20 protein-coding genes and 1 riboswitch are annotated in these 25414 nt (G+C 73.4%); of the genes, 4 read left to right on the forward strand and 16 right to left on the reverse strand.

From position 1 onward, the window contains the following. Positions 1-388 precede the first annotated feature (388 nt). Both GXP74_RS25945 and GXP74_RS25950 read right to left on the reverse strand, forming a co-directional pair. Entirely contained in the window at positions 389-1537 is a 1149-nt protein-coding gene (locus tag GXP74_RS25945) for a family 16 glycosylhydrolase (RefSeq protein WP_182453646.1), read from the reverse strand. A 5-nt stretch (positions 1538-1542) separates the two neighbouring features. After that, positions 1543-1704: riboswitch (cyclic di-AMP (ydaO/yuaA leader) on the reverse strand. Positions 1705-1929: 225 nt separating this feature from the next. Then, the gene (locus tag GXP74_RS25950) at positions 1930-4098 is read right to left on the reverse strand and encodes an MMPL family transporter (protein WP_182453647.1); all 2169 of its coding nucleotides are present in this window, start codon (positions 4096-4098) and stop codon (positions 1930-1932) included. A gap of 101 nt (positions 4099-4199) precedes the next feature. Between GXP74_RS25950 and GXP74_RS25955 the strand changes: the two genes are divergently transcribed. Beyond that, entirely contained in the window at positions 4200-4844 is a 645-nt protein-coding gene (locus GXP74_RS25955) for a TetR/AcrR family transcriptional regulator (protein WP_182453648.1), read from the forward strand. A gap of 60 nt (positions 4845-4904) precedes the next feature. Here GXP74_RS25955 and GXP74_RS25960 read toward each other — a convergent pair whose 3' ends face one another. Beyond that, positions 4905-6305, reverse strand: a complete 1401-nt coding sequence (locus tag GXP74_RS25960) for a PP2C family protein-serine/threonine phosphatase (RefSeq protein WP_182453649.1) — start codon at positions 6303-6305, stop codon at positions 4905-4907. Between the two features lie 238 nt (positions 6306-6543). Beyond that, complete coding sequence (locus tag GXP74_RS25965; protein ID WP_182453650.1) at positions 6544-7530, reverse strand: alpha/beta fold hydrolase; 987 nt, start codon at positions 7528-7530, stop codon at positions 6544-6546. Positions 7531-7704: 174 nt separating this feature from the next. Between GXP74_RS25965 and GXP74_RS25970 the strand changes: the two genes are divergently transcribed. After that, positions 7705-8892 (forward strand): AI-2E family transporter, encoded by a 1188-nt coding sequence (locus GXP74_RS25970; protein WP_225448195.1) that lies wholly within the window; start codon positions 7705-7707, stop codon positions 8890-8892. 39 nt (positions 8893-8931) lie between these two features. Here GXP74_RS25970 and GXP74_RS25975 read toward each other — a convergent pair whose 3' ends face one another. Then, positions 8932-9291, reverse strand: a complete 360-nt coding sequence (locus tag GXP74_RS25975) for a hypothetical protein (RefSeq protein WP_182453652.1) — start codon at positions 9289-9291, stop codon at positions 8932-8934. A 66-nt stretch (positions 9292-9357) separates the two neighbouring features. After that, complete coding sequence (locus GXP74_RS25980; protein ID WP_225448196.1) at positions 9358-10092, reverse strand: TetR family transcriptional regulator; 735 nt, start codon at positions 10090-10092, stop codon at positions 9358-9360. Between the two features lie 93 nt (positions 10093-10185). Between GXP74_RS25980 and GXP74_RS25985 the strand changes: the two genes are divergently transcribed. Then, positions 10186-10743, forward strand: coding sequence for a hypothetical protein (locus GXP74_RS25985; protein WP_182453653.1), 558 nt, complete (start codon positions 10186-10188; stop codon positions 10741-10743). On the opposite strand, the gene GXP74_RS25990 is transcribed toward GXP74_RS25985, so the two are convergent. The 9 genes from GXP74_RS25990 to GXP74_RS26030 form a co-directional block, all read right to left on the reverse strand. Next, complete coding sequence (locus tag GXP74_RS25990; RefSeq protein WP_182453654.1) at positions 10724-13015, reverse strand: lectin; 2292 nt, start codon at positions 13013-13015, stop codon at positions 10724-10726. The genes GXP74_RS25985 and GXP74_RS25990 overlap by 20 nt on opposite strands. A gap of 279 nt (positions 13016-13294) precedes the next feature. Beyond that, complete coding sequence (locus tag GXP74_RS25995; RefSeq protein WP_182453655.1) at positions 13295-14707, reverse strand: DHA2 family efflux MFS transporter permease subunit; 1413 nt, start codon at positions 14705-14707, stop codon at positions 13295-13297. Positions 14708-14848: 141 nt separating this feature from the next. Then, the gene (locus tag GXP74_RS26000) at positions 14849-16813 is read right to left on the reverse strand and encodes an FAD/NAD(P)-binding protein (RefSeq protein ID WP_182453656.1); all 1965 of its coding nucleotides are present in this window, start codon (positions 16811-16813) and stop codon (positions 14849-14851) included. A 109-nt stretch (positions 16814-16922) separates the two neighbouring features. Then, positions 16923-17846, reverse strand: coding sequence for a prephenate dehydrogenase (locus GXP74_RS26005; protein ID WP_225448197.1), 924 nt, complete (start codon positions 17844-17846; stop codon positions 16923-16925). Beyond that, entirely contained in the window at positions 17831-18748 is a 918-nt protein-coding gene (locus tag GXP74_RS26010; protein ID WP_182453657.1) for a phytanoyl-CoA dioxygenase family protein, read from the reverse strand. Before GXP74_RS26010 ends, GXP74_RS26005 begins: the two co-directional genes overlap by 16 nt. A 57-nt stretch (positions 18749-18805) precedes the next feature. After that, positions 18806-19873, reverse strand: coding sequence for a 4-hydroxyphenylpyruvate dioxygenase (gene hppD / locus GXP74_RS26015; RefSeq protein WP_182453658.1), 1068 nt, complete (start codon positions 19871-19873; stop codon positions 18806-18808). Further along, positions 19870-21162 (reverse strand): beta-ketoacyl synthase, encoded by a 1293-nt coding sequence (locus GXP74_RS26020; protein WP_182453659.1) that lies wholly within the window; start codon positions 21160-21162, stop codon positions 19870-19872. Before GXP74_RS26020 ends, hppD begins: the two co-directional genes overlap by 4 nt. Next, positions 21159-22799 carry a class I adenylate-forming enzyme family protein gene (locus GXP74_RS26025; RefSeq protein WP_182453660.1) on the reverse strand — a complete coding sequence of 547 codons (1641 nt, stop codon included), beginning with the start codon at positions 22797-22799 and terminating at the stop codon, positions 21159-21161. The genes GXP74_RS26020 and GXP74_RS26025 overlap by 4 nt, the downstream gene beginning before the upstream one ends. A 45-nt stretch (positions 22800-22844) precedes the next feature. Further along, positions 22845-23108: an acyl carrier protein gene (locus tag GXP74_RS26030; protein WP_182453661.1), complete on the reverse strand. Its 264-nt coding sequence runs from the start codon at positions 23106-23108 to the stop codon at positions 22845-22847. Positions 23109-23176: 68 nt separating this feature from the next. On the opposite strand from GXP74_RS26030, the gene GXP74_RS26035 reads away from it, so the two are divergent. Beyond that, positions 23177-23788, forward strand: a complete 612-nt coding sequence (locus GXP74_RS26035; RefSeq protein ID WP_182453662.1) for a 4'-phosphopantetheinyl transferase superfamily protein — start codon at positions 23177-23179, stop codon at positions 23786-23788. A 10-nt stretch (positions 23789-23798) separates the two neighbouring features. Here GXP74_RS26035 and GXP74_RS26040 read toward each other — a convergent pair whose 3' ends face one another. Further along, positions 23799-25166 (reverse strand): class I adenylate-forming enzyme family protein, encoded by a 1368-nt coding sequence (locus tag GXP74_RS26040; protein WP_182453663.1) that lies wholly within the window; start codon positions 25164-25166, stop codon positions 23799-23801. Positions 25167-25414: the final 248 nt, after the last annotated feature.

Genomic DNA, 25414 nt, shown 5'->3' on the forward strand with positions numbered 1-25414 from the left:
AAGTCAGGGTGGGTTGTCGGAGCCGCACACAAGGGGAGTCGGGACATGGGGAGTTGGCGCTGTACAGGCAGGGCGGAGCGCCTCGGTGGCGCCCGTGGGCGGCGGGCGGCGAGGTGGTTCGCGCAACGGTGGGGGATCTGTGGGGTACTGAGGACGGCTGACGGCGCAAGGGGGACCGTAACCTCTCCGACACGCCTCCGCAATATCCAGATCCATCTTCGCTGAATCTGTACATTTTCCTGCAAGAACTTGCGTGCCAGGGTTCGATGGCTTGCGTCGGACCGGGAGCCGCCGCACGCGCGCGCAGGGGACCACCGGCCCTCGGCGGGCGGTGGTCCCCTGCGCGTGTGTCCCCGACCGGGGACCGGTGGTGACTATCTGTCAGATATCAGCCGTAGACCCGGACGTAGTCCGCGGCGAAGGTGATCGGGGACGAACTGGTGGGCGCCGGATGGTACTCACCGGCGCTGACCGACAGGCTCAGGATCAGATAGGCCGACCAGTTCGGGCCGACGCCGGTGCCGTCCGCGTAGACCTTGGTTCCGTTGACGTACCAGTCAACGGAGTTGGCGCCGTAGTAGGTACCGATGGTGACCCACTTGCCCGGCGCGACCGCACTGGCGTCGGTGTAGTAGTTCTGCGCCGGGTTGACGTGGTTGGTGAACTCCAGCAGGTTCGGGTTGTCCGGGTGGTACTCGAAGGAGTCGATCTCCCCGTTGCCGTTCTTCCAGGTCCACAGCGCGGGCCAGGCGCCGGCCGCGGTCGGCAGCCGCACCCGGGTCTCGGCGTAGTCGCCGGTCTTCACCTGGAAGCCCTGGGTCGAGCCCTCGGTGGTGAGCAGCCCGGTGGTCCAGGCCTGCTTGCCGTTCTCCAGGGTGTTGCCGGAGGGCGCGGCGGTGAAGGTGGCCACGCCGCCCGCGACGCTGACCGCGCTGTCGCTGAGCCAGTCCAGCTTGTTGTCGTTCGGGTTGTGGTTGCCGTACTGGAAGGCGGTGGTGCTGTCGCCGATCCAGCGCGACCCGTAGGCGACCGGGCCGTTGAACTCCTCGGACCAGACCAGCGACTGGCCGGGTACCGGCGAGCCCGAGCCGGTGCTCGGCGGGGTCGGCGTGGCGGGCGGGGTCGTGGATGCGGCGACGGTCAGCGTCCGCGAGGGGAGGTTGTGCCAGGCCCCGGCGGTGTCCTGCCAGAAGCCGAACTGGGTGTACGTCCCGGCGGCCAGGGTGCGGCTGCCGGTGGTGATCGAGAGGCCGCCCGGGCAGATCCGGACGTTGTCGGCGGCGCCGGGGAAGTCCAGGTTGTCACCGGCGGCGTCGCGGACGCCGACGCCGAGCGTCCGCGCGGTGAAGCAGGCGCCGGAGTGCACGGTGAGCCCGGCCTCGGCGGCGGTGCCCGCGGTCATCGAGGTGGGGGTGAGCCGGTCCTGGGTGACCTTGGCGGTGGCGGCGTGGGCCTGCCCGGCCAGGGGTACCGCGACGAGCGCGGCGGTACCGGCTATCGCGCCGAAGCGCGCGGAGGTGACAGGAGAGATGCGCATGACAGACAGGTCCTCGGTGACGCCTGCGAGGTGAGCTGTCGGGTTCGGGCCTGAGGCGGCCCGGCCGCCGGTCCGGCGGCTTCACCCCCAGTCGGTCCCCGCGCACACATGCGGGTACGACAACTGACCTGGTTCCCCCGCTCCTGTCCGTTCGGTGCTCGACTGCCCGCCGGCGAGTGGACAGGACTCGGCGCCCCGGCGGCGGGTTCCGCCCGAGGCGGAGACAGCAGGGTAGGCACAGCCGGACGACCCGGACAATGAATGCCGGTGAATTGTGCGTGGTCTCACACAGCGCTCACACCGGGCTCATCCGGGTCTCATCCAGGGCTCATCCAGAGTTCATCCCGCGGTGCGGGGATTCCTGAATTCGTACACCATCCGTACGGCCGGGCTCACAGATCCAGGTGCGGCAGCGCCCGGTCCAGGCGGCCCGGCAGCCACCAGTTGACCCGGCCGGTGAGCACCATGACCGAGGGCACCAGGATCAGCCGGACGATGGTGGCGTCCAGCACCACGCTCACGGCCAGGCCCAGGGCCAGCATCTTGACCACGACCGTGGGCGAGGCGGTGAAGGACAGGAAGACCACGGTCATGATCAGCGCGGCGCTGGAGATGACCCGCCCGGTGACCGCGAGCCCGCTGCCCACCGCCGTGGTGTTGTCCCCGCCGCGGTGCCAGCTGTCGGCGATCCGGGACAGCAGGAAGATCTCGTAGTCCATGGAGAGCCCGAAGACGATGGCGAACATCATCATCGGCACGTAGGACTCGATCGGCACCGGTTCGCTCAGGCCCAGCAGGTGGTCGCCCCAGCCCCACTGGAAGGCGGCGACCAGCACCCCGTACGAGGCGGCGGTGGTGAACAGGTTGAGGACGACCGCCTTGAGCGGGATCACCAGGCTCCGGAAGACCACCATCAGCAGCAGGAAGGCGGCCACCAGCACGATCCCGATGATGATCGGCAGCCGCTGGGTGACGGTGTCGCGGAAGTCCAGCTGGCCCGCGGTGCTGCCGGTGAGGTAGCCCTTGGCACCGGTGCCCTGGAGCGCGCCGGGCAGGGTGTCCTTGGTCAGCGTGGTGAACAGGGCGCCGGTGGCGGCGGTCTGCGGGCCCTGGGCCGGGGTGACCGTGCTGACCAGGATGCTGCCGTCGGGGCTGGGCTGCGGCGGGGTGAACCGGGCGATGCCCGCGGTCCGCTGGAGCGCGCCGTTCAGGTCGCCGGTGATCTGGGCGGCGTCGGCGGTGGCGTGGCGCAGGTCGACCACGACCGTGAACGGGCCGTTGGCGCCGGGTCCGAAGCCGGGTCCGTCGGCCTGGGCGATCCAGTCGTAGGCGGTGCGGGTGGAGCTGCCGACCGGGTCCGCGCCGTCGTCCACGTGGCCCAGCCGCATCGAGAGCAGCGGCACCGCGCACACCGCCAGCAGCGCGGTCCCGGCGATCAGGAACCGCCACGGGTGCCGGCTCACCACCCCGGCGTAGCGGTGCCAGCTGTCGCGGTCGCCGCTGGTCTCGGCGACCGGTCGGCGGATCCGCAGCCGGTCGATCCGGCCGCCGACCAGCGCCAGCGCGGCCGGCACCAGGGTCAGCGAGGCGGCGCCGGTGACCAGTACCGCGATGGTCGCGGCCAGGCCGAGCTTGCCGATGAAGCTGATCCCGCTGGCGTACAGGCCGAGCAGCGCCACCGCGACGGTGATCGCGGCCACTGTCACCGCCCGGCCGCTGGAGGCGGTGGTCCGGGCGGCGGCGTCGGCCGGGTCGTGGCCGTCGATCAGGTCCTGCCGGAAGCGGGTGGTCAGGAAGAGGGCGTAGTCGATGCCGACGCCGAGCCCGATCATGGTGGCCAGGGTGGGCGCGGCGGTGGCGAAGGTGATGGTGCCCGCCACGATGCCGACCACGCCGATCCCGGTGCCGACGCTGATCAGCGCGGAGACCAGTGGCAGCAGCGCGGCCAGCACGCTGCCGAAGGCGAGCAGCAGCACCACCAGGGCGGCGGCGATGCCGACCAGTTCGCTGGCGGTGTCGTTGGCGGGCGGGCGGACCACCTGGTCCAGGTCTCCGCCGTAGGCGACCTGGAGCCCGGCCGACCGGGCGGGTGCGGTCGCCCGGTCCAGTTCGGTGGTGTATCCGTGGCCGAGGGTTTTCAACTGCACGTCGAAGGAGACAGTGGTGTAGGCGGTCCGTCCGTCGCCGCTGGTCACCGGGGTCGAGGCGGCCGTGGCGTGGGGCAGCCCGCGCAGGTTGCCGAGGCTCTGGTCGACGGCCTGCTGCTGGGCGGCCACCGTGCCGGAGTCGACGTGGAAGACCACCCGCCCACTGGGGTTCCCCGCGCCGGGTTCGGCGGCGGAGAGCAGGTCGGCCCCGGTGCTGGACTGGCTGCCGGGCAGGCTGACCTCGTCGCTGAAGGTGGGGCCGACGACATGGCGTCCGGCCAGCGCGGCCAGCAGCAGCAGGAGCCAGACCGCGATCACCCGCACCGGGTGCCGGGCGCAGGCGGCACCCAGGCGGTGCAGGCCGGAGGACCGGTCGGAGTCCGCGGTGGTGGCGCGGGTCGGTGAGGAGGGCACGGGGGCTCCAGTGGGAGGGCCGACACTGTGAGTGACACTATGCCTCCAAGTGACACTCGTGCCAATTGACACGACTGTCAGAATCGGCGAATCTGGGAAACATGCCAGCTGATCCCGACGAGCCCGGCCTGCGTGACCGCAAGAAGGAGCACACCCGTCGCCTCCTGCGCGAGGGCGCCGCCCGCCTCTTCGCGGAGCGCGGCTTCGCCGGGACCACGGTCGAGGACATCGCCGCGCACGCCAACGTCTCCAAGCGGACCTTCTTCCGCTACTTCGACAGCAAGGAGGACCTGCTGCTGCCGGACCTGACCGAGCTGTTCGGCCAGGTGGAGGCCTCGCTGGCAGGCAGGCCGCGGGCGGAGGACCCGTTCCGCGCGGCCTGCCGGGCGCTGCTCGACGCCGCCGAACCGTTCGCGGGCAGCAGCCTCACCGCGCTGGTCCACCCGTTCGAGCAGGCCGGGCCGGGCAGCGCCGAGGGCCTGGCCGCCGGGCGGCTGGTACGCGCCTTCACCGAGTTCGAGGACCGGCTGTCGCGGCTGGTCCGCGACCGGCTGCCGACCGAGGAGCCGGACGCGGACCTGCGCGCGGCGGTGATCGCGGGCGCCGCGCTGGCGGCGGTCCGCGCGGTGCTGCGTACCCAGCGCGCCCGGCGCGGTTCCGGCGCCGTCGGCGACGCCACCGCGCCGCTGCTGCCGCGGGCCTTCGACGCCCTGGCCCGGCTCGGATCCCCGGACACCGACGGCTGAGCCGTCCCCCCCGGGGTCGGCGCGGGTCAGCGGTGAATGCGGGTCAGCCGTGGGCGCGGGTCAGCCGTGGATGCGGGCCGCCAGTACCGCGATGTCGTCGTCCGGCACCGGCGGTTTCACCGTGCCCAGGACGTGGTCGAGCAGCCCGTCCAGGCTCGCCGCCCGCGGGCGCTGCCCGAGCCGGGTCAGCCGGGCCAGCGAGACGTCGATGTCCTCGGTCCGCCGCTCGACCAGGCCGTCGGTGTACAGCAGCAGCACCTGCCCCGGCTCCAGCGGGTGCACCTCGGCCGTGTAGCCGCCCAGGCCGGTGCCAAGCGGCGGTCCGGTCGGCACCGGGAGCAGCCGGGTCGGCTGGTCCGGCGAGATCAGCACCGGCGGCAGGTGTCCGGCGCTGGCGAAGGTGCACCGGCGGCGCGCCGGTTCCACCAGCGCCAGCAGGCAGGTGGCGGGCCGGGTCGCGTCGCCCTGCGAGGTCAGCCGGTCCAGCTGGCGCAGGATCCGGTGCGGGGGCAGGTCGGTCGCGGCGACGTAGCGCAGCAGGGCGCGGTACGAGCTCATGTCGACGGCCGCCTCCACCCCGTGCCCCATCACGTCGCCGACCACCAGCAGCGTCCGGCCGAAGGACAGCCGCACCGTCTCGAACCAGTCGCCGCCGACCATGGCCGAGGTGCCGCAGGGCAGGTAGCGCGAGGCCAGCTCCAGGTTCGCGTGCGGGCTGCCGGGTTCGGCCAGCAGCGCCCGCTGGAGCTCCATGGTGAGGTCCTGGGCGAGGGCGAACCGACGGGCGTTGTCGATGCTGGTCGCCGCCCGGTCGGCGACCGCCTGGAGCGCCGCGGCCTCGTCGGCGAAGGGCGCGGCGCCGGGGGCGCGCAGCAGCGAGAGCGCGCCGATCAGCCGGCCCCGGGCCCGCAGCGGCAGCACCAGCAGCGGTCCCGTGGCCTCGCCGGTCTCGGTGCCGGTGACCTCGCAGGCCCAGTCCGGCGGACCGGCCGGGTGGGGCTCGTCGACCGGCTGACCGGTCTCCAGGCAGCGCGCGGTGGGGCAGCCGCGCCGGTGCCGCACCCAGTGGCCGGGCGGCGCGACCCGGTCGGCCCGGTGCCGCAGCGGCGGCAGCGCCTCCAGCGCGGTGCGCCGCACCCGGAGCGGACCGGCGCCGAGGGCCTCGCCCGTCGGCACCGCCTCCGGCGGCAGGACCTCCACCCCGGCCAGATCGGCGAACCTGGGCACGAGGAAGCGCGCCAGTTCCGCGCTGGTGCCCTCCAGGTCGAGGGTGCTGCCGACGCCCTCGGTCACCTCGTTGAGCAGTGCCAGCCGCGCCCGGTCGGCCAGCAGCTCGCTCAGGGCGGACGCGCCCGCGACCGGCCGCCCGGCGAACGCGTCGTCGTCGCCCGGTCCGCGGCCGACGTCCTCGAACCGCACCGACGCCTCCCGCAGCTGGTCCCCGCCACGCCCCAGAGTCATCATCGGACCCTTCAGTCCCATGCGCACCCCGGCAGCCCGGGTGGCGGCCGACTCGCCGGAATACTATGCGGCTTCAGGGGGCGCGCGCGCCCCCTGAAGCCGATCGATCAGCCCTCGGGACCATCCTGGCGGGCCCCGGAAGGACAGCGGTGGACGGGGAGCTGAACAGCGGCTTGAGCGGAGCCGAACCGTAGCCGCACCGCTCCCCCGGTCCGCTCCCCCGCACCCCCCGGTCCGCTCAGGGCAGCCGCGCCAGGAAGTCCAGCAGCGCCGCGTTGACCTCCTCCGGGCGCTCCTGCTGGGTCCAGTGCCCGCAGCCCGGCAGCAGCACCCGGGCGTGCAGCCGCGGCGCGACCCGGTCCAGCGAGCCGAGCAGCCGGTCCATGCCGCGCAGCCCGGTCACCATGTCGCGGTCCCCGGCGACGTACAGGGCGGGCATCTCGATCCCCCGGCCCCGGAACGGCTCCAGCAGCTCCTGGTTGCGCTCGATGTTGCGGTACCAGTTGAGTCCGCCGGTGAAGGCCCGGTCCCCGTGCCCGGCGTACTCCCGGACGAAGGCCCCGATGTCCGCCTCGGTCAGCCAGGCGGGCAGCCGCTCCGGCTCCGGCATGGTCTCCAGCAGCGTCCGCCCGGCCGGGATCACCCACGGGCGCGGCGGCTCGGTGGCCGGGTTGTCGCCGGAGGCGGCGTACAGCAGGCGGCGGAAGGTCGCGGCCGGGTCCAGGGCCAACTCGGCGTCGGCGCGCCCGGGTTGCTGGAAGTAGAGCTGGTAGTAGCCCGCGCCGTACTGCTCCAGGGTGCGCGAGGGCGGGGGCATCCCGCCCGGCAGCAGCGGCGGGACGCTCAACCCGGCGACCCCGCGCACCACGTCCGGACGCAGCATCGCGGTGGTCCAGGCGACCGGCGCTCCCCAGTCGTGGCCGACCACCACCGCCCGTTCCTCGCCCAGCGCGTGGACCAGCCCGACCACGTCCGCGCTCAGCTGCGGCAGGCTGTACGCCAGCGGGTCCGGTGGCTGCTCGCTGCGGGCGTAGCCGCGCTGGTCGGGCGCGACCACCCGGTAGCCGGCCTCGGCCAGCGGCCGGAACTGGTGCCGCCAGGAGTACCAGCACTCGGGGAACCCGTGCAGCAGCAGGACCAGCGGCCCGTCGCCCTGCGCGGCGAGGTGCAGCCGGACGCCGTTGACCTCCACGAAGCTGTGCTCGATCGCGCCGATCCCGGCCATGACCCTCCGTCATCAGTACAATGTCACCCATGAGACCGGACGTCGCAACCGCGGTCCGGATCTGGGAGAATCATGCCTTGGGGCGGTCCGAGCGGGGCAGGTGATGCCGGAACAGGTCCTCGCACCATCGGACCACTGCCCGGCGCGGACGCGCCCCGCTTCCCAGGAGTATCGGTGACCGTCCACGAGAGCAGCGAGAGCCGCGAGCGCAGTACCGGCAGTGCCGGAAGCAGCAGCGGTACCGGCGGTGCCGACGCTGAGCAGCGCGCCGTGAACGGCGATGACGTGCTCCGACTGCCGCTCCCGCGCTCCGCGGGGCAGCCGCCCCAGCCGCCCCGCCCGTCGCGGTCCTGGTTCTCCATAGGGTTCCAGCTCAGCCTCGGCGCGGTGCTGGCGTACCTGCTGATCCAGTCGGTGCAGTCGATCGCGTCCATCCTGATGCTGGTGCTGCTCGCGCTGGTCACCGCGATCAGCGTGGACCCGTTCGTCCGGGTGCTCACCCGCACCGGCATGCCCCGCTCCTGGGCGGTGACCTCGGTGCTGCTGGGCCTGGTGCTGGTCGTCGGCGGGCTGTCGCTGCTGTTCGTCACCCCGATCACCAACGAGGTCAACGCGCTGATCCGGAACGTGCCGGTGTGGTTGCAGCAACTGCACGACCACCACTCGGCCCTGGGGAGGCTGGAGGACAAGTACCACGTCATCGAGAACGCCAAGAAGGAGATCGGCTCGGGCGGCGGCAGCACCCTGGTCAGCGGCCTGATGGGGGCCGGGCAGCTGGTGCTCTCGACGCTGACCGGGACCTTCCTGGTGGTCACCCTGACCATGTACTTCCTGGCCGGGCTGCCCGGGCTGAAGAGCTTCTTCCTGCGCTTCGTGGCGGGCAGCCGCCGGGAGCACACCGCCCGGCTGACCGACGAGATCCTGCTGCGCACCGGCCGCTACATGCTCGCCAACGTCGCCACCTCGGTGATCGCGGGCGTGGCCACCTTCGTCTGGCTGGAGGCCTTCGGGGTCCCCTACCCGGCGGCGCTGGGGGTCTTCGTCGCGGTCATGGACCTGATCCCGCTGGTCGGTTCGACCATCGGCGGCATCGTGGTCTCGCTGGTGGCGCTGGTCGTGTCCTGGCCGGTGGCGATCGCCACCGCCGCCTTCTACACGGTCTTCCGCTTCGCCGAGGACTACCTGATCACGCCCAAGGCGATGAAGTACGCGGTGGAGGTGCACCCGCTGGTGACCATCCTCGGCGTGGTGATCGGCGGTGAACTGCTGGGCCTGATCGGCGCGTTGCTGGCGATACCGGTCGCCGTCGCGGTGGACCTGATCCTCGACGACGCGGTCTTCCCGAGCATCGACGCCCGCTGACCGCCCGCTGACCGCCCGCCGACCCGCCCGCCGGGCGGGTCAGTACCCGGCGTCGGAGCCGCCCTCGCACAGCCGGAACCGCATCTCCCCGTTCGGCACGCGCGGGTCGGGTCCCTTGGCCAGCCGCACCACGCTGCCCGGCTGGACCCGCCCCGCGACCGCGCCGAGCACCCGTCCCTGCACGGTGAACCCCTCCAGCAGTTGCACCGCGGCGTCGGCGATGGAGCTGACCGGCGGGCGGGTGACGATGCCGACGCCGTCGGAGCGGGCGGCCTCGAAGTCGCTGCAGGCGCAGGTGGGGCAGAGCAGGCGGCGGTAGGCCGGGGTGCCGCACCAGCGGCAGCGCTGGTAGTCGAGAACTGCCTGCTCCGCCGGGTCCGCGTCCTGCGCGGTACTCATGAGTGACTGCACATCGCGACTCTATGGCACTCAGTTCCCTACTGTAAAGGTACTGAGTTCCTCAATTCAGCAAGGCCCTCCGTCGCCCTCGAAGGCAGCCTCGACGTCCCTGACCACGCGCCACATCGGCGTTCCGCGCCTGGTGATGACCACCACCACGTCCTCCGCCGGGGCGGTGTCCGCCGGGCCCGAGGGGTCGGCCCCCCAGGTGCCCAGCACCAGGTCGAGCGCCCGGTCCATGAGCACCGCGGAGTCGCCGCTGCCGCCGCCGCGCAGCCAGGAGCGCAGCGCGTGGTTGTGCGCGGCGACCACCGCGGCGGCCACCACGTCGGCCCGGATCGACCCCTCCGGCAGGTCGGCGTAGCGTCCGCGCAGGTAGCCGGCCAGGGTGCGCTCGTAACGCCAGACCACCGACAGCTCGTACGCCCGCAGGCCCGGGACCTTCCTGGTGAGCCGGTAGCGCTGGACCGAGAAGGCCGGGTTCTCCGCGTACATCCGCAGCACCAGCCGGGCCGCGTCGCAGACCCGCGCCACCGGGTCGTCGGCGTCGGCGCCGGTGTCCAGGAACTCGGTCATGTCGGCCAGGCAGCGCTCGTGGTCCGGGAAGACCACGTCCTCCTTGGAGGGGAAGTAGCGGAAGAAGGAGCGGCGGCCCACCCCGGCCAGGGCCACGATGTCGTCCACCGTGGTCTGCTCGAAGCCGCGCTCGATGAAGAGCTGGAACGCCGCCGCCACCAGCGCGTCGCGCATCGGCGGCCGGGTGGGCGTGACGGTTCGGGTGCGGCTGCGCGGCTCGGTCATGGACGCAACGTAGCAGGACTGTCCGCATGACACCGAGTGTCCATATTCAGAGGTACTGAGTTCCCTTTCTCTGCCCGGGCTAAACTCAGCCGGATGTCAGAGCCCAGGCCGATGATCCGCGTTCACGTCCTCCGGTCGCGCCGGGCCGACGACGGCGAGCCCTCGGTCCGGATCCGGATCAGCTGGTACGCCGAGGAGGTCACCACCGATGCGGACGAGGTCCGCCGCACCGCGCTGGCGCTGCTCCGCGCCCGCTGGTGGCTGGACGCCCACCAGCGGTTGACCGCCGCGGGCCTGAGCGACGAGCGGGCCGCCGGGTTGCTGGGGCCGCTCCCCACCGGGACCGACGGGACCGAGGGCCCCGACCGCACCGGCAACGCCGACGACAGCGGGTTCCGGGTCTCGATCGGTCCGGGCGGGTCGGTCCGGCTGGCCCGCCCGGGCATCCGGATCCGGGCGCTGATCCCGCGCGCCGAGGTGGACGCCATGGCCACCGGCTGGCTCCGCATCGCCGAGTCCGCCGAGGCGGACCTGCGGCTGCTCCAGGCCCTGCGGCACACCACCGAACTGCCCCAGGCCCGGGTCGACGACCTGTTCGCCTACCTGTGGGTGCTCCGCTCGGACGACCCGCTCAGCGAACTCGACGGCTGAGCGCACCCGCTGACCCGCGCGCCCCGCCGGGGTAGGAGGGCGGTGCGGCCGACGGGTCCGCCGCCCAGCCGGGATCCGCGCTGGTGCCCAGTTCGAAGTCCAGCGCGCCGCCGCCGCGCACGGCCTCGGCCGGGGCCCGGGCCTGGTTCCACGGCTCGCCGTTCCAGCTGGCCGACCGCACGTACGGCGCGTCGTCCGCCGCGCCGCCGCCGGTGACCGTGAGCGTGCCGCCGGACGGCAGGGAGATCTCCGCGCGCCGGAACAGCGGGCTGCCGAGCGCCAGGTCGTCGGTGCCCGGGGTCTCCGGGTACATGCCCAGCGCGGACCACACGTACCAGGAGCTCATCTCGCCCAGGTCGTCGTTGCCCGCCAGTCCCGAGGGGCCGTCCGTCCAGATCTGGTCCTGCACCGCGCGCACCGCCCGCTGGGTCCGGTAGGGCTCGCCGACGTAGTCGTACTCCCACGGGATGTCCAGGCTCGGCTCGTTGCGCAGGTCGGTGCGGCCGCCCGCGCCGGTGAACGAGGACAGGTCGGTGTCCAGGAAGGACGCCAGCGCCGCGTCGCCGCCCATCGCCGCGGCGAGCCCGTGCAGGTCGAACGGCACCATCGCGGTGTACTGCCAGGAGTCGCCCTCGACGAAGTTCCGGCCCGAGGTCGGGGTGAACCCGGACGTCCAGCCGCCGTCGGCGTCGCGCGGCTGGACGAATCCGCTGCCGGGGTTGAACAGGTTCCGCCAGTCCCGGGCCCGGTCGGCGAAGGCCGCCTGGTGCGCGGTGTCGCCGAGGGCGCCCGCCATGGCCGAGACGGCGAAGTCGGCGGTGTCGTACTCCAGCGTGGTCGAGGCCGCCCCGTAGAAGTTGCAGCAGCCGTAGCGGCCGTCGCTCGGCAGGTAGCCGAGCCGCTCCAGGTAGTCCAGGCCGGGGCGGTTGTCGTTGCCGGCGGAGGCCTCGGCGACCATGTCCGCCAGGGCCTCCGCCCGGTCGAACCGCCGGGCGCCGAAGGCCTGGTAGTCGGCCAGCAGCGAGTCGGCCGGGTCACCGACCATGACATGGGTCTCGCCGTTGTTCTCCGACCACTTGGGGAAGCGGCCGGTCTGCCGGTAGTCGTCGACCATCGACTGCGCGGTGTCCCCCGCCGCCCGCGGATCGACCAGCGCCTCCAGCTGGGCCTGCGAGCGGTAGACGTCCCAGCCGGAGTAGTTGGCGTAGGCCGCCTGGTGGCCCGGGTCGACGGTGTGCACCGCGCCGTCGAAGCCGGGGTACCGGCCGTCGCCGTCGCTGATCACGTTGGGGTGCAGCAGCGAGTGGTACAGCGCGGTGTAGAACACCGTCCGCTGGGCGGGGGTGCCGCCGCTGATCCGGATCCGGCCGAGTTCGGCGTCCCAGGCCTGCCGCGCCGCCCGGCGCACCGCGTCCAGGTCCCAGCCGGGGTTCTCCGCCGCCCGGTTGGCCGCCGCGTTGGCCGCCGACACGTAGGAGACGCCGACCTTGGCCTGGACCGCCTGGCCGCGCGTGGTGTCGAAGGTGAGGTAGCCGTCCTGTGCGGCGGACTGCCGCGGGTCGGTCCGGGCGGCGCCGGGCAGGCCGCCGCCGGCGCTGAACGGGTGGTCGAAGACCATGTCGAAGTAGACGGTGTAGCTGTTGTCGGCGTGGCAGAAGCCACCGCTGGTCACCTGCCCGCTGACCTCGGTCGGGCTGACCACGGTGAACCGGGTGCCGGAGTCGCCGTCCGCGCTGCCGGACAGCTTGAACAGCAGGTTGGCCGCGGTGGTCGCCGGGAAGGTGAACCGGGCCATGCCGCTGCGCCGGGTGGCGGTCAGCTCGGTGGTCACCCCGTTGGCCAGGGCGACCGTGTAGGCGCCCGGCGCGGCGGACTCCCCGGTGTGGCTGAAGCCCACCGTCGCACCGGCGTCCACCGGTCCGACCGTGGGCAGCACCGGGACGTCCCCGGCGGCCGGGCAGCCGGGACCGGACAGGTGGGTGAGGCTGAACCCGGTGACGGCGGAGTCGCCGTACGCGTACCCGCCGCCGTCCGGGCGGGAGGGGGTGTCCGGGCTCCACTGGACCATGCCGAACGGCAGGTCCGCGCCCGGGAAGTCGTCCGCCTGGTTGGCGGTGCCGATGAACGGGTCGACCAGCGCGGCCGGGGCGGTGACCACCGGCTCGGCGGTGGCGGACCCCGGCAGCGGGGCGCCCGCGGCGGCGACCGCCGCCACCGCGCCGACCGCCAGCAGTCGGCGGACGGCTCCACCCGGCCAACCCAGTCGTGCCATGCTCGGACGCTCCCTCGTGACGCGGGCGGACGGACCGGACCGGCGGGCGCACCGCCGCCGTCTGGTCTTGAGCCTGTCGGTTACCGCCGCGCGGCAAACGGCGCGGGGGCCGACGTCACCCGCACGGGGTCGGCGTCCAGCCGCCCGGCACCCGGCCGAGCCGCGGCCGAGCGGACGCTGAGCGGCGGACCCGGTGTCGCGGCTCCCGGTGTCCGTGCACGCGTATGACCGCCCGCCGGTCGGCGGGCGGTCACCGGGGCGCTGCCCGCGGACCGGGGGTCAGTCCGAGGCGCGGTGACGAATGGTCACCGCCGCCACCGCGGCCACGGCCGAGCAGACGCCGCTGGCGAGGAAGGCCTGGAGGTAGCCGTGCGGGCCGATGACGCCGCTGTGCTGGAGGATCGCCGCCAGCCCGGCGATCCCGAGCGCGCCCCCGGCCTGCCGGGCGGTCATCAGCAGCCCGGTGCCGGAGGCGAAGCGCTCCGGCGGCAGCGAGCGGGCGGCGGCGGTGGACAGGCCGGTGAGCGCGGCGCCGATGCCGATCCCGGCCACCACGCCGATCGGCAGCCACAGCTCCAGGTAGTGCCGGTGGCTGCCGAGGACGAAGTACATGGCCACGTCGGCGGCGGCGAACAGCACCGAGCCGGTCAGCACCGCGAGCCACTGCTTGGCCGGGCCGATCCGGCGGCCGACCACCATCGCGCCCGCCGCCGCGCTGAACGCGCCCGGGGTGACCGCGAGACCGGCCTTCAGCTCGGAGTACCCCCACACCGCGTTCAGGAACAGCAGGGTGCTCAGCAGGTAGGCGTACATGGCGGCGCCGAAGAGCAGCGCGGTGGTGTTGGTCCCGGCGAAGGAGCGGTTCCGCCACAGGTCGAGCTCGATCGCGGGCGACTCGTGCCGCCGCGAGAGCAGCAGCGCGACCGCGGTCAGCACCGCGCCGCCGACCAGCAGCCCGATCACCTTGGCGTTGCCCCAGCCCCAGGCACTGCCCTGGGTGACGCCGAAGACCAGGCCGCTCATGCCCAGCGCCAGCGAGACCACGCCGATCGGGTCGGGCATCCGCCGCCCGCTCGCCGGGTCGGCGCCGACGCCGCGGACCGCGATCAGCACGAACAGCACGCCCAGTGGCAGGTTGATCAGGAAGACCGCGCGCCAGCCCCAGACGTTCACCAGCAGCCCGCCCAGACTCGGGCCGACGGCGGCGGCCATGCTGCCGACCGCGCCCCAGACGCCGATCGCGGCGGCCCGGCGGGCGGGCGCGGTGTGCGCCAGTACCAGGCCCAGCGAGGCCGGGATCATCCCGGCGGCGCCGATGCCCTGGAGGGTGCGGGCGGCCACCAGCAGCGGCAGGTTCGGCGCGATCCCGCTGAGCAGCGAGGCGCAGGTGAACAGGCCGGTGGAGATCACGAACAGCTTGCGTCGGCCGAGGATGTCGGCGACCCGCCCGGCGACCGCGAGCAGCGCCGCGAAGACCACGGTGTAGGAGGTGATCACCCAGGTCAGGTGGGCCAGCGGTTCGCTGCTGAAGTCGGAGCGGAGGCTGGGGAAGGCGACGTTGACCACCGTCGTGTCCAGCACCGCCAGGAAGGTGCCGCCGGAGGCGACCACCAGGGCCAGTCTGGAGGACCGGGGCGCCTTGGTGTCGGCGGCGCTGTCGCCGTTCTCCGGCCGAATTGAGGTGGTCGTCATGCCGGGGTTCCCTCCGTCGTCTGGATTGCCACGGGCAGTCGGGACGAGCCTACTATCAAAACGAACGATCGTGCATTAATTGCGACGATCGGGCCACATCCCCCCGCCCCGCGCCAGCCAGCCGCTCACCGGGTCAGCTCCTCACCGGGTCAGCTCCTCGACCGGGCGGCCGACGCTGTCGGACGGCAGCGGCTGCCGCGCCAGCACCGCGCGGGCGATGGCGTCCGAGTCCTGCAGGATCACCGAGTTCACCCCGGGCCGGATCCCGGCCGCGGTCGCCCAGTGCACCGACTCCGTCGGCACCCCGAAGGCGAAGCGGCGCGGATGCGGCCGGTCGTCGGCGTCGACCAGGTGGAACGGCGCGGGGGTGACCGCCAGACCGCCGGTCTCGTAGCCCCCGGCCCCGGGGTCGCCGATCCGGTACGGGCGGCACTGGCCTTCCGCCAGCAGCCCGCGCAGCAGCGGGTCGGCGGTCTGCCGCAGCTCGCTGGTCGGCAGCCGGGCCTCGATCAGCGCGGTGGCCGTGACCCGCGAGCCGGGCACCGCCGCCGACTCCACCGTGAAGGCGCCCGACTCCGCGTCCGCCCTGGCCCGCACCTGCGGGCCGAGCACCCGCAGCACCCCGGCCTCGATCAGCGCGATCGCCTCGGCGATCCGCCGGGCGGGCGGCCCGATCGACAGGAAGGCGTTCAGCGGGGTGTACCAGCCGTCCAGGTCCTCGCGGTGCGAGGCGCCGGTGAGGCCGCCGTGGTCCACCACCTGCCTGACCTCGTTCCGCAGGTCGCGCAGCACGTCCAGGGCCGCCTTCAGCGGGCCCTCCACGTTGCCCTCCCGGGCCGCGTCCAGGTCCGCCCGCAGGTGGCCCAGCAGCCAGGTCCGGAACTCCTGCGGCGAGCCGAAGTCGCGCCCGTCCAGCGGCCGGGCGATCCGCGCCCAGTCCCAGCGGTCCGCCGCGCCGACGCCGAACTCCTGGATCAGCGCGGCCTCCTGGGCGCCGCCCCACTCCACCTCCAGGTACCGTGCCCGCAGCGTCTCGGCCTCGTCCGGACGGCCCTGGGCGGTCAGCAGCGCGGCGTAGTAGACCGCCTCCACCTCCTTGGCGATCAGCGGCCACAGCTGCGCGCGGAAGTCCAGGCCGCCGCGCCGCCGCGACTGGCGGCGCAGGGTGTCCACGGTCAGCGGGGTGAGCACCGCCGGGAGGTGCCGCCCGTGCGGGCCCTTCTGGTTCTCGCCGCGCGAGTGGAACGGCAGCCCGCGCCGGGATCCGGCCACCAGCAGCGGCTCCCGGCCGGACGGGCGGTAGACCAGCCGCTCCCCGTCCCCCTGCCGTTCGAAGCGCCCGCCCCGGCCCAGCGTCAGCAGCGCGGTGTAGTCGAAGAAGTTGAGGCCGAGGCCGAGCAGCGCCACGGTCTCGCCCGGGAGCACCGCGTCCAGGTCGACGTCCGCCGGGTTGGCCGGGGTGATGTAGACCAGGCCGTGCCGCCGGGCGAACTCGGCGCGGTCGGCCTCGGTGCCGGAGCGCCGGGTCGGCAGGTGGCCCTGGGCCAGGACCACCGCGTGCAGGCCGTCCAGCCTGGTGCCGTCCTCCAGCAGCACCCGCTGCGCCCCGTCCGGCCGGTCCTCCTCCAGGGCCACCGCGCGGGACCGGTGCACCACCGTGCGCAGCCGCCCGGGGGCGGTCCTGGTCACCCGCTGGAAGACCCACTCCAGGTAGCGGCCGTAGAAGGCCCGGGTCGGGTAGGCGTCCGGGCCCAGCGTGCGGGCCTCGGCCAGCACCTGCCTGCTGTAGCCGTCGGCCTCGCTCGGGGCGGCGACGGTCAGGAAGCGCGCCCACTGGTACAGGCTCGGGCCCCGGACCAGCGGACCGGCCAGGGTCACGCTGTCGTCGGTGAACATGGTGACCTGGCCGGCCACCGTGTTCATCAGCAGGTGCGGTGACTGGCCGGTGCGCCACACCTGCCCGGGGCCGGGCGCGAACGGGTCGACCACGTGCACGGTCACCGGTCCGTCGCCGCTGTGCCTGGCGTTGGCGCAGAGGCGTTCCAGGACCGAGAGTCCTCTCGGCCCCGCGCCGATGAGGCAGATATCGAGCTGCCCGCTGTTCATGGTCACTGCCTCCACTTGTCGGACCGGGGCCTGCGTTCGTCGGGCCGGTTCGGGTCGGGTCGGTTCACGTCGGTTCGGGTAGGGCCGGTTGGGGTCGGGCCGGTTCGGGTCAGGCCGGGGCGCTCGCGCCGCTGAGCTGCCCGGCGGCCTTGCGGTCGGTCGGGGCCCGGGCCGGGATCCGGGCCTGGCCCTCGGCGCCGCGGCTCAGCGCCGCGCCGATCTCGGCCGAGGCCCGGCGCCGCGCCTGCGGATCGGCACTGCCGACGTCGCGCAGCGCCTCCAGCACCACGTTCAGGTCCAGCGCCAGTTCGGACAGGATGTCCGCGACGGCGGCGGCGTTGGAGCCGAGGATGTCGGTCCACAGCGCGCTGTCGCCCCCGGCGATCCGGGTCGCGTCGCGCAGCCCCTGCCCGGCCACCCGCAGCTGCGACTCGTCACCCGCCAGCATCCGGGCCGCCAGCAGGCTGGAGACCAGGTGCGGCGCGTGCGAGGTGAGCGCGACCGCGCGGTCGTGCTCGGTGTGCGCCATCGTCAGCGGCCGGGCGCCGCACAGGTGCACCAGTTCCAGGGCGGTGCGGACCGCTTCCTCCCGCGAGTGGGCGGACGGGGTGAGCACCCAGGGGCGGCCGTGGAAGAGGTCGGCCCTGGCCGCGAGCGGCCCGGACCGCTCGCTGCCCGCCATCGGGTGCCCGCCCACATAGCGGGTCAGGTCGCAGCTGCGCTCCGCCGCCTCCTGCTGCGGGCCCGCCTTGACGCTCGCCGCGTCGGTGAAGTACCGAGCGAGCGAGGACAGTTGGGCCTCCCTCAGGACAGCGGCGGTGTGCCGGGGCGGTACCGCGATCACCGCCAGGTCCACCGGGGCGGCGGGGCGGCCCGCCGTGCCCGCGCCGATCGCGGCGGCGGTGGCCGCCGCCTGCGGGTCGCGGTCCAGCAGATAGGTGTCCACCCCCCGGCCGGTGAGGGCCAGGGCGATGGAGGTACCGATCAGGCCGGTACCCACCACTGCGGCGGTGCGCATCAGCTGCTGCGCCACAGCACGGGGCAGAACTCCGGGTCGCTGTAGTCCGGCGTGCCCTCGGCCGTCCGGCGGACCAGGCTGTCGTGGTTGTACGACACCGTCGAGCCGTCCGAGCGGAGGAACTCGCGGTAGCGGTTCTCGCCGTCCTGCAGGTGGAAGGAGATCGCCCGGCGCGGGCGGTCGCTGACGTTCGCGCCGCTGCCGTGGTAGGTGCGGCAGTGGTGGAAGCTGACGTGCCCCTTCGGGATCTCCATCGGGACCTTGACGACCTCGGTGCCGTTGAAGCGGGCGTTCTCGTCCAGCATCGCGTCGAGCTGGCTGCGGTCGCGCTCGGCGAAGTGCAGCGAGGTGGAGTCGTTGACGGCGGTCTCCTGCCAGCGGTGGCTGCCGTCGACCATGGTGATGGTGCCGAGCTCCACCGTGCAGTCGTGGAACGGGATGAACGCCGTCAGCATCCGCTCCGAGGTGCAGGTGGCCCAGTAGTGGCGGTCGAAGTGCCAGGGCACGATGTTCGACTGCTCACCGGCCACCGGCGGCTTGTAGATCAGCGTGGACTGGAACGCCCGGATCTCGTCGGCCTGCGCCAGCCGCGCGGCGATCGCGCCCAGCACCGGCTTGCGCAGGATCGCGGCGATCGTGTCGTCCTCGTAGTGGATGTAGTCGTTGTGCCGCTGTACCGGGCCGTGCTCGGGCTCCCAGTAGGCGAGCTTCGGCGGCCGGGTCGGCAGCGTGCGGTCGCGGTGACCCGCGTAGAAGCGCTCGCTCGCGGACTCCAGCAGGTCGGTCTCGGCGTCGGTGAAGATCTTCCCCGACAGGTACCAGCCGCGCTCGGCGTACGCCGCGACCTCGCGGTCGGAGGGCAGCAGTTCCCGCTCCGCCCCGGTCAGCGTGAACAGTTCGGATTCCTGGACAGTCACGGTGCTTTCTCTTCCTTCGGTACGTGTTCGGTACGTGGGTCGATGGAGCGACGGCCGTCAGGCGTCGACCGTCTCGTCGTGGGCCACCGCCGCGTACAGCGCCTTGATGTTGCCGCTGCCGAAGGTGCGCGCCCCGTGCCGGTCGATGAGCTCCCAGAAGAAGGTCCGGCGGACGTGCATGGACTGGGTGAAGATCTGGAAGACCTGTCCCCAGTGGTCCCGGTCGACCAGCACGTTGGTGTCACGCAGGTCGCTGATCGCCAGGTCGGGCAGGCCCAGGCGCTCCTCCAGCTCGGCGTAGTACGCCTCGGGGGTGCTCAGGAAGCGCACCCCGCGGCCCTCCAGCGTCTTCACCGCGCCGACGATGTCGTCGCCGAGCAGCGCCAGGTGCTGGACGCCCGCGCCGCCGTGCCGGGCGAGGAAGTCGTCGATCTGGCCGGGCTTGCGGTCGGCCACCGGCTCGATCAGGGTGAAGGTGATCTTGCCGGACGGGCTCTGCACCACCTTGGAGTCCATGGCCTGCTCGCCGACCTCGATGAACTCCTCGAAGATCTGGCTGAAGCCGAAGACCCGCTGGTAGAACTCGACCGTGGGGCCCAACTCACCGGCGGGCAGGCAGATCGCGGCGTGGTCCACCACGGTCACCAGGTCGTCGCTCTCCTCCGGGTCCGGCACGAACATGTCGAGCGCGCCGGGCAGGAAGGTCTCCGGGTCGCCGGAGCGCTCCACGAACCGGTGGCTGACGTCGCCGAAGCCGATCACCGAGGAGGTGACCACCCGGTCGTCGCCGACCTGGTACCGCACCGGCTCGTCGACCACGACCGCGCCCCGGGAGACGGCGGTCGCCAGCGCCTCGGCGGCGTCGTCGACCTCGAACGCGATGGCGGCGACGCCGTCGCCGTGCCGGGCCACGTAGCGGGCCGCCGGGTGCCGCTCGTTCAGCGGTGAGGTGAGCAGCAGCCGGATGCCGCCCTGACGCAGCAGCAGCGAACGCTGGTCGGCTAACCCGGTCTCCGGGCCGCCCTGGCCCACCACCCGGAAGCCGAACGCGGTGCACAGGTAGAACGCGTACTGCTGGGCATCGCCGACATAGAACTCGACGTGGTCCACGCCATCGATCCTCATGCGTGTTCCTTTCTGTCCACGCGGCGGCGGGCCCGCGTGGTGGAGGGTGCGCCGAGCAGCAGGCTCACGTTGTGGCCGCCGAAGGCGAAGGAGTTGGACAGCACGGCCCGGACGTCCTGCCGCCGCGCGCCGCCGCGCACGTGGTCCAGATCGCAGGCGGGGTCCGGGTCTTCCAGGTTGTGGGTGGGCGGCAGCGCGCCCTCGGCGACGGCCAGCGCACAGATGGCCGCCTCCACCGCGCCGGAACCGCCGAGCAGGTGCCCGGTCATCGACTTGGTGCCGCTGACCGCCGGGGAGCGGTCGCCGAAGACCGAGCGGATGGCCTTGGTCTCGGCGACGTCGCCGAGCTTGGTGGCGGTGCCGTGCGCGTTGACGTAGTCGATGTCGTCGGGGGTGAGCGAGCCGGACGCCAGCGCGGCGCGCATGGCCTGCGCGGCGCCCTCGCCGTCCGGGCGAGGGGCGGTGGGGCGGTAGGCGTCGGTGCTGCCGCCCCAGCCGAGCAGGTCCGCGTATCCGGCCGCGCCGCGCGCCTCGGCGAACCCGGCCCGCTCGACCACCAGGACGCCCGCGCCCTCGGACAGGACGAAGCCGTTGCGCCTGCGGTCGAACGGGCGGCTCGCGGCCTCCGGGTCCTCGAAGCCGTGGGCCAGCGCCCGGGCGTGGGCGAAGGCCAGCGCGGTGGTGGCGTTCAGCGGCGACTCGGCGCCGCCGCAGACCACCACGTCGGCCTCGCCGTAGCGGATCAGCCGGGCGGCCTCGGCGACCGCGTGCGCCCCGGCCGAGCAGGCCGTGGCGATGGCCGAACTCCAGCCCCGGATGCCGTACTTGATGGCGATCCTGGCCGCCGCCATGTTCGGCAGCATGCCCGGCAGCAGGTACGGGCTGACGGCGGTCGGGCCGCGGGCGGCCCGCTCCAGTGCCTGCGCCTCGTAGGTGGTCAGGCCACCGGCGCCGCTGGAGACCACGATCGCCACCCGGGTCGGGTCCACGTCGGTGCCGATGGTGATTCCGGCGTCGGCGATCGCGTCGTCGGCGGCGGCCATCGCCATCAGCACGAAGCGGTCGACCAGCCGACCCTCGCTGGGCGGCAGCACCTCGGCCGCGGTGATCTCCGGCGCCATGCCGATCTCGTTGACCACCCCGGCCAGCTGGTGGCCCTCGGGCGGTCGGCGCAGCCCGGACTTGCCGTGGCAGAGCGCGTCGAACAGGTCGGCGGCGCCCCGGCCGAGCGGGGTGAAGGTGCCGAGGCCGGTGACCACCGCGGCGTTGGCACCGCTCGCCGTGCTCACTTGGCACCCGCCGGGGCGGCGGCCGGGACCGCGCCGCTGCGGAAGCTCTCCCGCAGCAGGACCTTGCGGACCTTGCCGGTCGGGCCGAGCGGGATCAGCGCCGGGTCGACCACCGTGACCCGCTCGACGGTGGCGGCGACCTCCTTGTCCAGCAGCGCCAGCACCTCGGCGGTGCGGTCGGTCGCCGGGTCGGCGGCGGGGTCGAGCACCAGCAGGACCGAGCTGGTGACCTTGTCCTCCTCGCGGACCGCGACCACGGTGCACTCCAGCACGTCCGGGCAGCCCGCCAGCACCTGCTCCTCGGCCAGCGCCGTGTACAGCTTGTGGCCGTCGCCCAGGTCCACCGCGTCGACCAGGCGGTCGACGTGGAAGAAGTACCCGGCCTCGTCCCGGAACACCAGGTCACCGGTGAGGAAGTAGCCGTCCCTGCGGGTGCGGTAGGTGGTCACCGAGTCGTTCCAGTAACCCAGGGCCAGGGTCGGCGCGTTGATCCCGAGCTGGCCGATCTGGCCGACGCCCAGCTTCTCGCCGTCGTCGTCGAGCACGGCGACGTCGGAGAAGGTGTGCGGCTTGCCGATGCAGCGGGCGTAGCGCCGGGTGTCCGGGGTGTGCGTGATGAAGAACTGCGAGTGGCCCATCTCGGTCGAGCCGAGGCCGTCGATGAAGTGCGAACCGGGGCTGCGCCGCCGGGAGGCGCCGACGCCGACCTCGCGGCTGCCGACCGCGACCAGCTTGCGGATGTGCGCCTCGTGGGCGCAGTCCCCGGTGTTCCACCAGGACCGCACCGACTCCAGGTCGCGGCCCGACAGGTCGTGCCCGGCCAGCTCGGACCAGGTGGCGGAGAAGCCGAGCACGCACTCCGGCTTCCAGCGCTCGATGGCCGCCAGCACGTTCTCGCCGTCGGAGCCGGAGAGCAGCGCCAGCTGCACCCGGTTGGCCAGCGCCAGGTTGACCGCGATCACGGTCGCGGCGTGGGCGGAGGGCAGCGCGCCGAGCATCCGGTCCAGGCCCTGCGGCTTGGGCAGCAGCAGTCGGTGCCGGATCGAGGCGAACAGGCTGTGGTGCGAGTGCGCCACCGCCTTGGGCAGCCCGGTGGTGCCGGACGAGTGGGTGATCACCACCGGCTCGTTGCCGTGGTGCCGGTAGGGGCGGGGCGCGTCCGCCGGGTCCGCCGCGCCCAGGTCGGCGACGTCCGCGAGCAGCGGCGCGCCGAGGTCGAAGCCGTCCAGCACCGCCCGGTGGGCGGCGTCGGTGAGCACCCCCACCGCGCGCAGCCGCTGGATGTACCGGCTGGCCGGATCACCCGCCAGCCGTGCGTTGATCAGCGCCGGGATCGCGCCGATCCGGGCCAGCGCCAGGTAGTTGAGCACCTGGTCGGCCGCGTTGCCGACGAACACCGCGACCGGGTCGCGCGGGGCGACGCCCAGGGCGTGCAGCGCCGCGGCCCGGGCGGCCACCCGTTCGCCGAGCTCGGCCAGGGTCAGCGGCTGCCAGGCGGGGTACCCGTCAACCTCGGTGTCGAAGGTCAGCGTGGGCAGGTCGAGGCCGTGGCCCCGTTCGATGAGCGCGGTCAGGACGTTGCCGACGCCGAGCTCCTGGTCCGCCGCCAGCTCCGCGCGGTCGTTCATGGCAGTCATAGCGATGACTCCACCTCTCTGCTCTGTGCGGTGACGGGCCTGCGGTCAGGAGGAGACGGCGGAGGGGGCGGCCCGCTCGACGATCTCCTTGACCAGCCCGGCGACGGTGAGCAGGGCGACGCTCTCCATCTCGTCCTCTTCGAACTTGACCCCGTAGGTGTCCTCGACCTGGATCGCGATCTCGGCCAGCGAGAGCGACTCCATGTCCAGACCGGCCGGGCCGAGCGGGGTCTCGCCGGTCACGTCGGCAACGTCGTAGTTCATGTTCTTCAGGGCCTCGATAACGAACTGGTGGACCTCGGCGGACATCTGGTTCACTCCGATTCATGAGCGTGGACGGACACCCGACGCCGGCGGCTTCGGGCTTGGTGAGGGTTTTGTGGAACAGCACGGACGGGGACGAGCGCGCCAGAGCGCACCTACTGCTGCTGCGCGCCGCGGCGGTGGAACTCGGTGTCCCGGCGTCCGAGATCTGGGTGGAGCACGAGCCCGGTGGCCGCCCACTGCTGGGCGGGGCCGGCCGGGGGCTACAGGTCAGCGTCAGTCACGCCCGGCGGGCGTTGGCGGTGGCGCTGTGCGACGGTGCTCCGGTGGGTGTGGATGTCGAGCCGCTGCGCGGCCTCTCCGGCGCGGCACTTGCCGGGAAGTGGCTCGCCCCGGCCGAGGCACGCTGGGTCCAGGAGCTGCCGCGCCCGCGACAGGCCCTGGGGTTCCTGTGGCTGTGGACCCAGAAGGAGGCGGTCGGCAAGGCCCTGGGCCTGGGGCTGCGGGACGGTGGGATGAGCAGGCTGGTGGCCCTGCCGGAGGACTGGCCCCCGGCCGGGGACGGGACCGTGGTGCTGCGTCCGCTGCCCGGTGACCCGACGCTGCTCTCGGGTGCCGCGCTCGCCGACGGCGGTCGGCTGGTGCTCGGGGCCGCGGTGCGCCGGGACGGCGCGGTCGGCCACCGGGTCGAGGTGCGTCGGGTGGAGCTGCCGGACCCGGGCTGAGCTGCCCGGGTCACCGGGCGGCCGGTTGCCGCGCGGCCGCCTGGAGCACCTGCGCGTTGCGGACCGGCTTCCCGGTCGCGGTGCGCGGCAGCTCGGACAGCAGGTGCAGCGTACGGGGGCGCTTGTAGGGGGCGAGCCGGGTGGCCAGCGTGTCGGCCAGGCCCTGCGAGGTGACCTCCTCGCGGACGGTGACGTAGGCCTGGATACCGGCCTCGTGCACCACCACCGCGTCGGTGACCCCGGGCAGTGCCCGGATCAGCGCCTCGACCTCGGAGAGGTCCACCTTCAGGCCGCCGATGGACACCTGGGAGTCCAGCCGTCCGTGCACCGTGAGCAGGCCGGTGGCCTCGTCGAGGCTGCCCGCGTCCTTGGTGTGCAGCCAGCCGTCCCGGTAGCGGGCCGGGTCCTCCAGGCCGACGTACGGGGAGTCCGGCAGGCCGAGCAGGATCTGGCCGTCGGCCACCCGGACCCGCATCCCGGACACCGGGGTGAGTCCGGGGCTGGTGGCGCCGCTCAGGTCGGTGGCGATGACCCCGGCCTCGGTCATCCCGTACATGGCGCCGAGTTGCGCGCCGTAGCCGGTGGTGAATCGTTCCCGCACCTGGTCGTTGAGCAGTTCGCCGCCGGTCACCATCCGGCGCAGCTGCGGCAGCCGGGGCGGGTTCCGGGCAGTGGCCAGCAGCGAGGTCTGCGAGGGCACGCCCAGCAGGGTGGTGGGTTCGGGGCCGGCCGCGACGGCCTTGAGTATGCCTTCCAGGGTCTGCGTGCCGGGCAGCACCACCTGGGTACCGCTGGCCAGCCCGTAGAGCAGGCCGCCGACCAGGCCCAGCACGTGGACGATGGAGGCCAGTACGACCGTGCGCTCGCCACGCTGTGGGAAGCCGTCCAGCCGCGCGTAGCGGTCGATCTCCTCCAGCAGGCTGTCGACGCGGCGGCCGATCACCTTGGAGGGTCCGGTCGATCCCGAGCTCAGCTGGAGCAGCGCGTGATCGGTGGCGGCGACCTGGTGGCCGCCACGCAGCGGGGTGACCCGGGTGCGGATGTCGACGTAGCCGCGGAGCTTGCCGGTGACCTCCTGCTCCGGCTCGACCACCAGTTGCGGGCTCAGCCTGGCGATCGCCCGACCGACCTCGTGGGTGGTCAACCGGTAGTCCAGCAGGGCCACCTGGGCTCCGCTGCGCCAGCCGGCCAGCATCGCGACGATGCAGCCGAGGGAGGGCGGGAGCCGCAGCGCGAGGCCGCCACCGGGTAACAGACCGGCCTCCTGGTAGCGGGCCTGCTCCGCCGCGACCAGCCGACGCAGTTCCACCCGTTCCACCGGCTGCCCCAGGTGCAGGGCGACCTCGCGGTCCGGCCCGGATAACAGGACCTCGTCCACCCAGCCGCACCTGCTGCCCACAGGCCTGCCCGGTGCTGTTCCCTCCACTGCGATCCCCACCCATCTGGTATTTCGGATGATTCCGTGCAGCAATTGACGACCTCTGGTCACAGACTTTCAGCAGCACCCGCATATGGCAAGCAAAATATTTATTAACAGCTACTGGCGGGTAGCCGGGATAAATTATCCCGCTCTTCCGTCCGGGCATGACCCGGTTGCGCGCCGACGCCTGCGGACGCGCTACAGAT

This window comes from Streptacidiphilus sp. P02-A3a (genome assembly GCF_014084105.1).
Lineage (GTDB): Bacteria > Actinomycetota > Actinomycetes > Streptomycetales > Streptomycetaceae > Streptacidiphilus.

Bases quoted from the DNA above. Each gene is read 5' to 3' on its own strand.
- GXP74_RS25945 (WP_182453646.1), bottom strand. From the start codon at position 1,537: ATGCGCATCTCTCCTGTCACCTCCGCGCGCTTCGGCGCGATAGCCGGT.
- GXP74_RS25955 (WP_182453648.1), top strand. From the start codon at position 4,200: ATGCCAGCTGATCCCGACGAGCCCGGCCTGCGTGACCGCAAGAAGGAG.
- GXP74_RS25960 (WP_182453649.1), bottom strand. From the start codon at position 6,305: ATGACTCTGGGGCGTGGCGGGGACCAGCTGCGGGAGGCGTCGGTGCGG.
- GXP74_RS25965 (WP_182453650.1), bottom strand. From the start codon at position 7,530: ATGGCCGGGATCGGCGCGATCGAGCACAGCTTCGTGGAGGTCAACGGC.
- GXP74_RS25975 (WP_182453652.1), bottom strand. From the start codon at position 9,291: ATGAGTACCGCGCAGGACGCGGACCCGGCGGAGCAGGCAGTTCTCGAC.
- GXP74_RS25980 (WP_225448196.1), bottom strand. From the start codon at position 10,092: ATGACCGAGCCGCGCAGCCGCACCCGAACCGTCACGCCCACCCGGCCG.
- GXP74_RS25985 (WP_182453653.1), top strand. From the start codon at position 10,186: ATGTCAGAGCCCAGGCCGATGATCCGCGTTCACGTCCTCCGGTCGCGC.
- GXP74_RS25990 (WP_182453654.1), bottom strand. From the start codon at position 13,015: ATGGCACGACTGGGTTGGCCGGGTGGAGCCGTCCGCCGACTGCTGGCG.
- GXP74_RS25995 (WP_182453655.1), bottom strand. From the start codon at position 14,707: ATGACGACCACCTCAATTCGGCCGGAGAACGGCGACAGCGCCGCCGAC.
- GXP74_RS26000 (WP_182453656.1), bottom strand. From the start codon at position 16,813: ATGAACAGCGGGCAGCTCGATATCTGCCTCATCGGCGCGGGGCCGAGA.
- hppD (WP_182453658.1), bottom strand. From the start codon at position 19,873: ATGAGGATCGATGGCGTGGACCACGTCGAGTTCTATGTCGGCGATGCC.
- GXP74_RS26025 (WP_182453660.1), bottom strand. From the start codon at position 22,799: ATGACTGCCATGAACGACCGCGCGGAGCTGGCGGCGGACCAGGAGCTC.
- GXP74_RS26030 (WP_182453661.1), bottom strand. From the start codon at position 23,108: ATGTCCGCCGAGGTCCACCAGTTCGTTATCGAGGCCCTGAAGAACATG.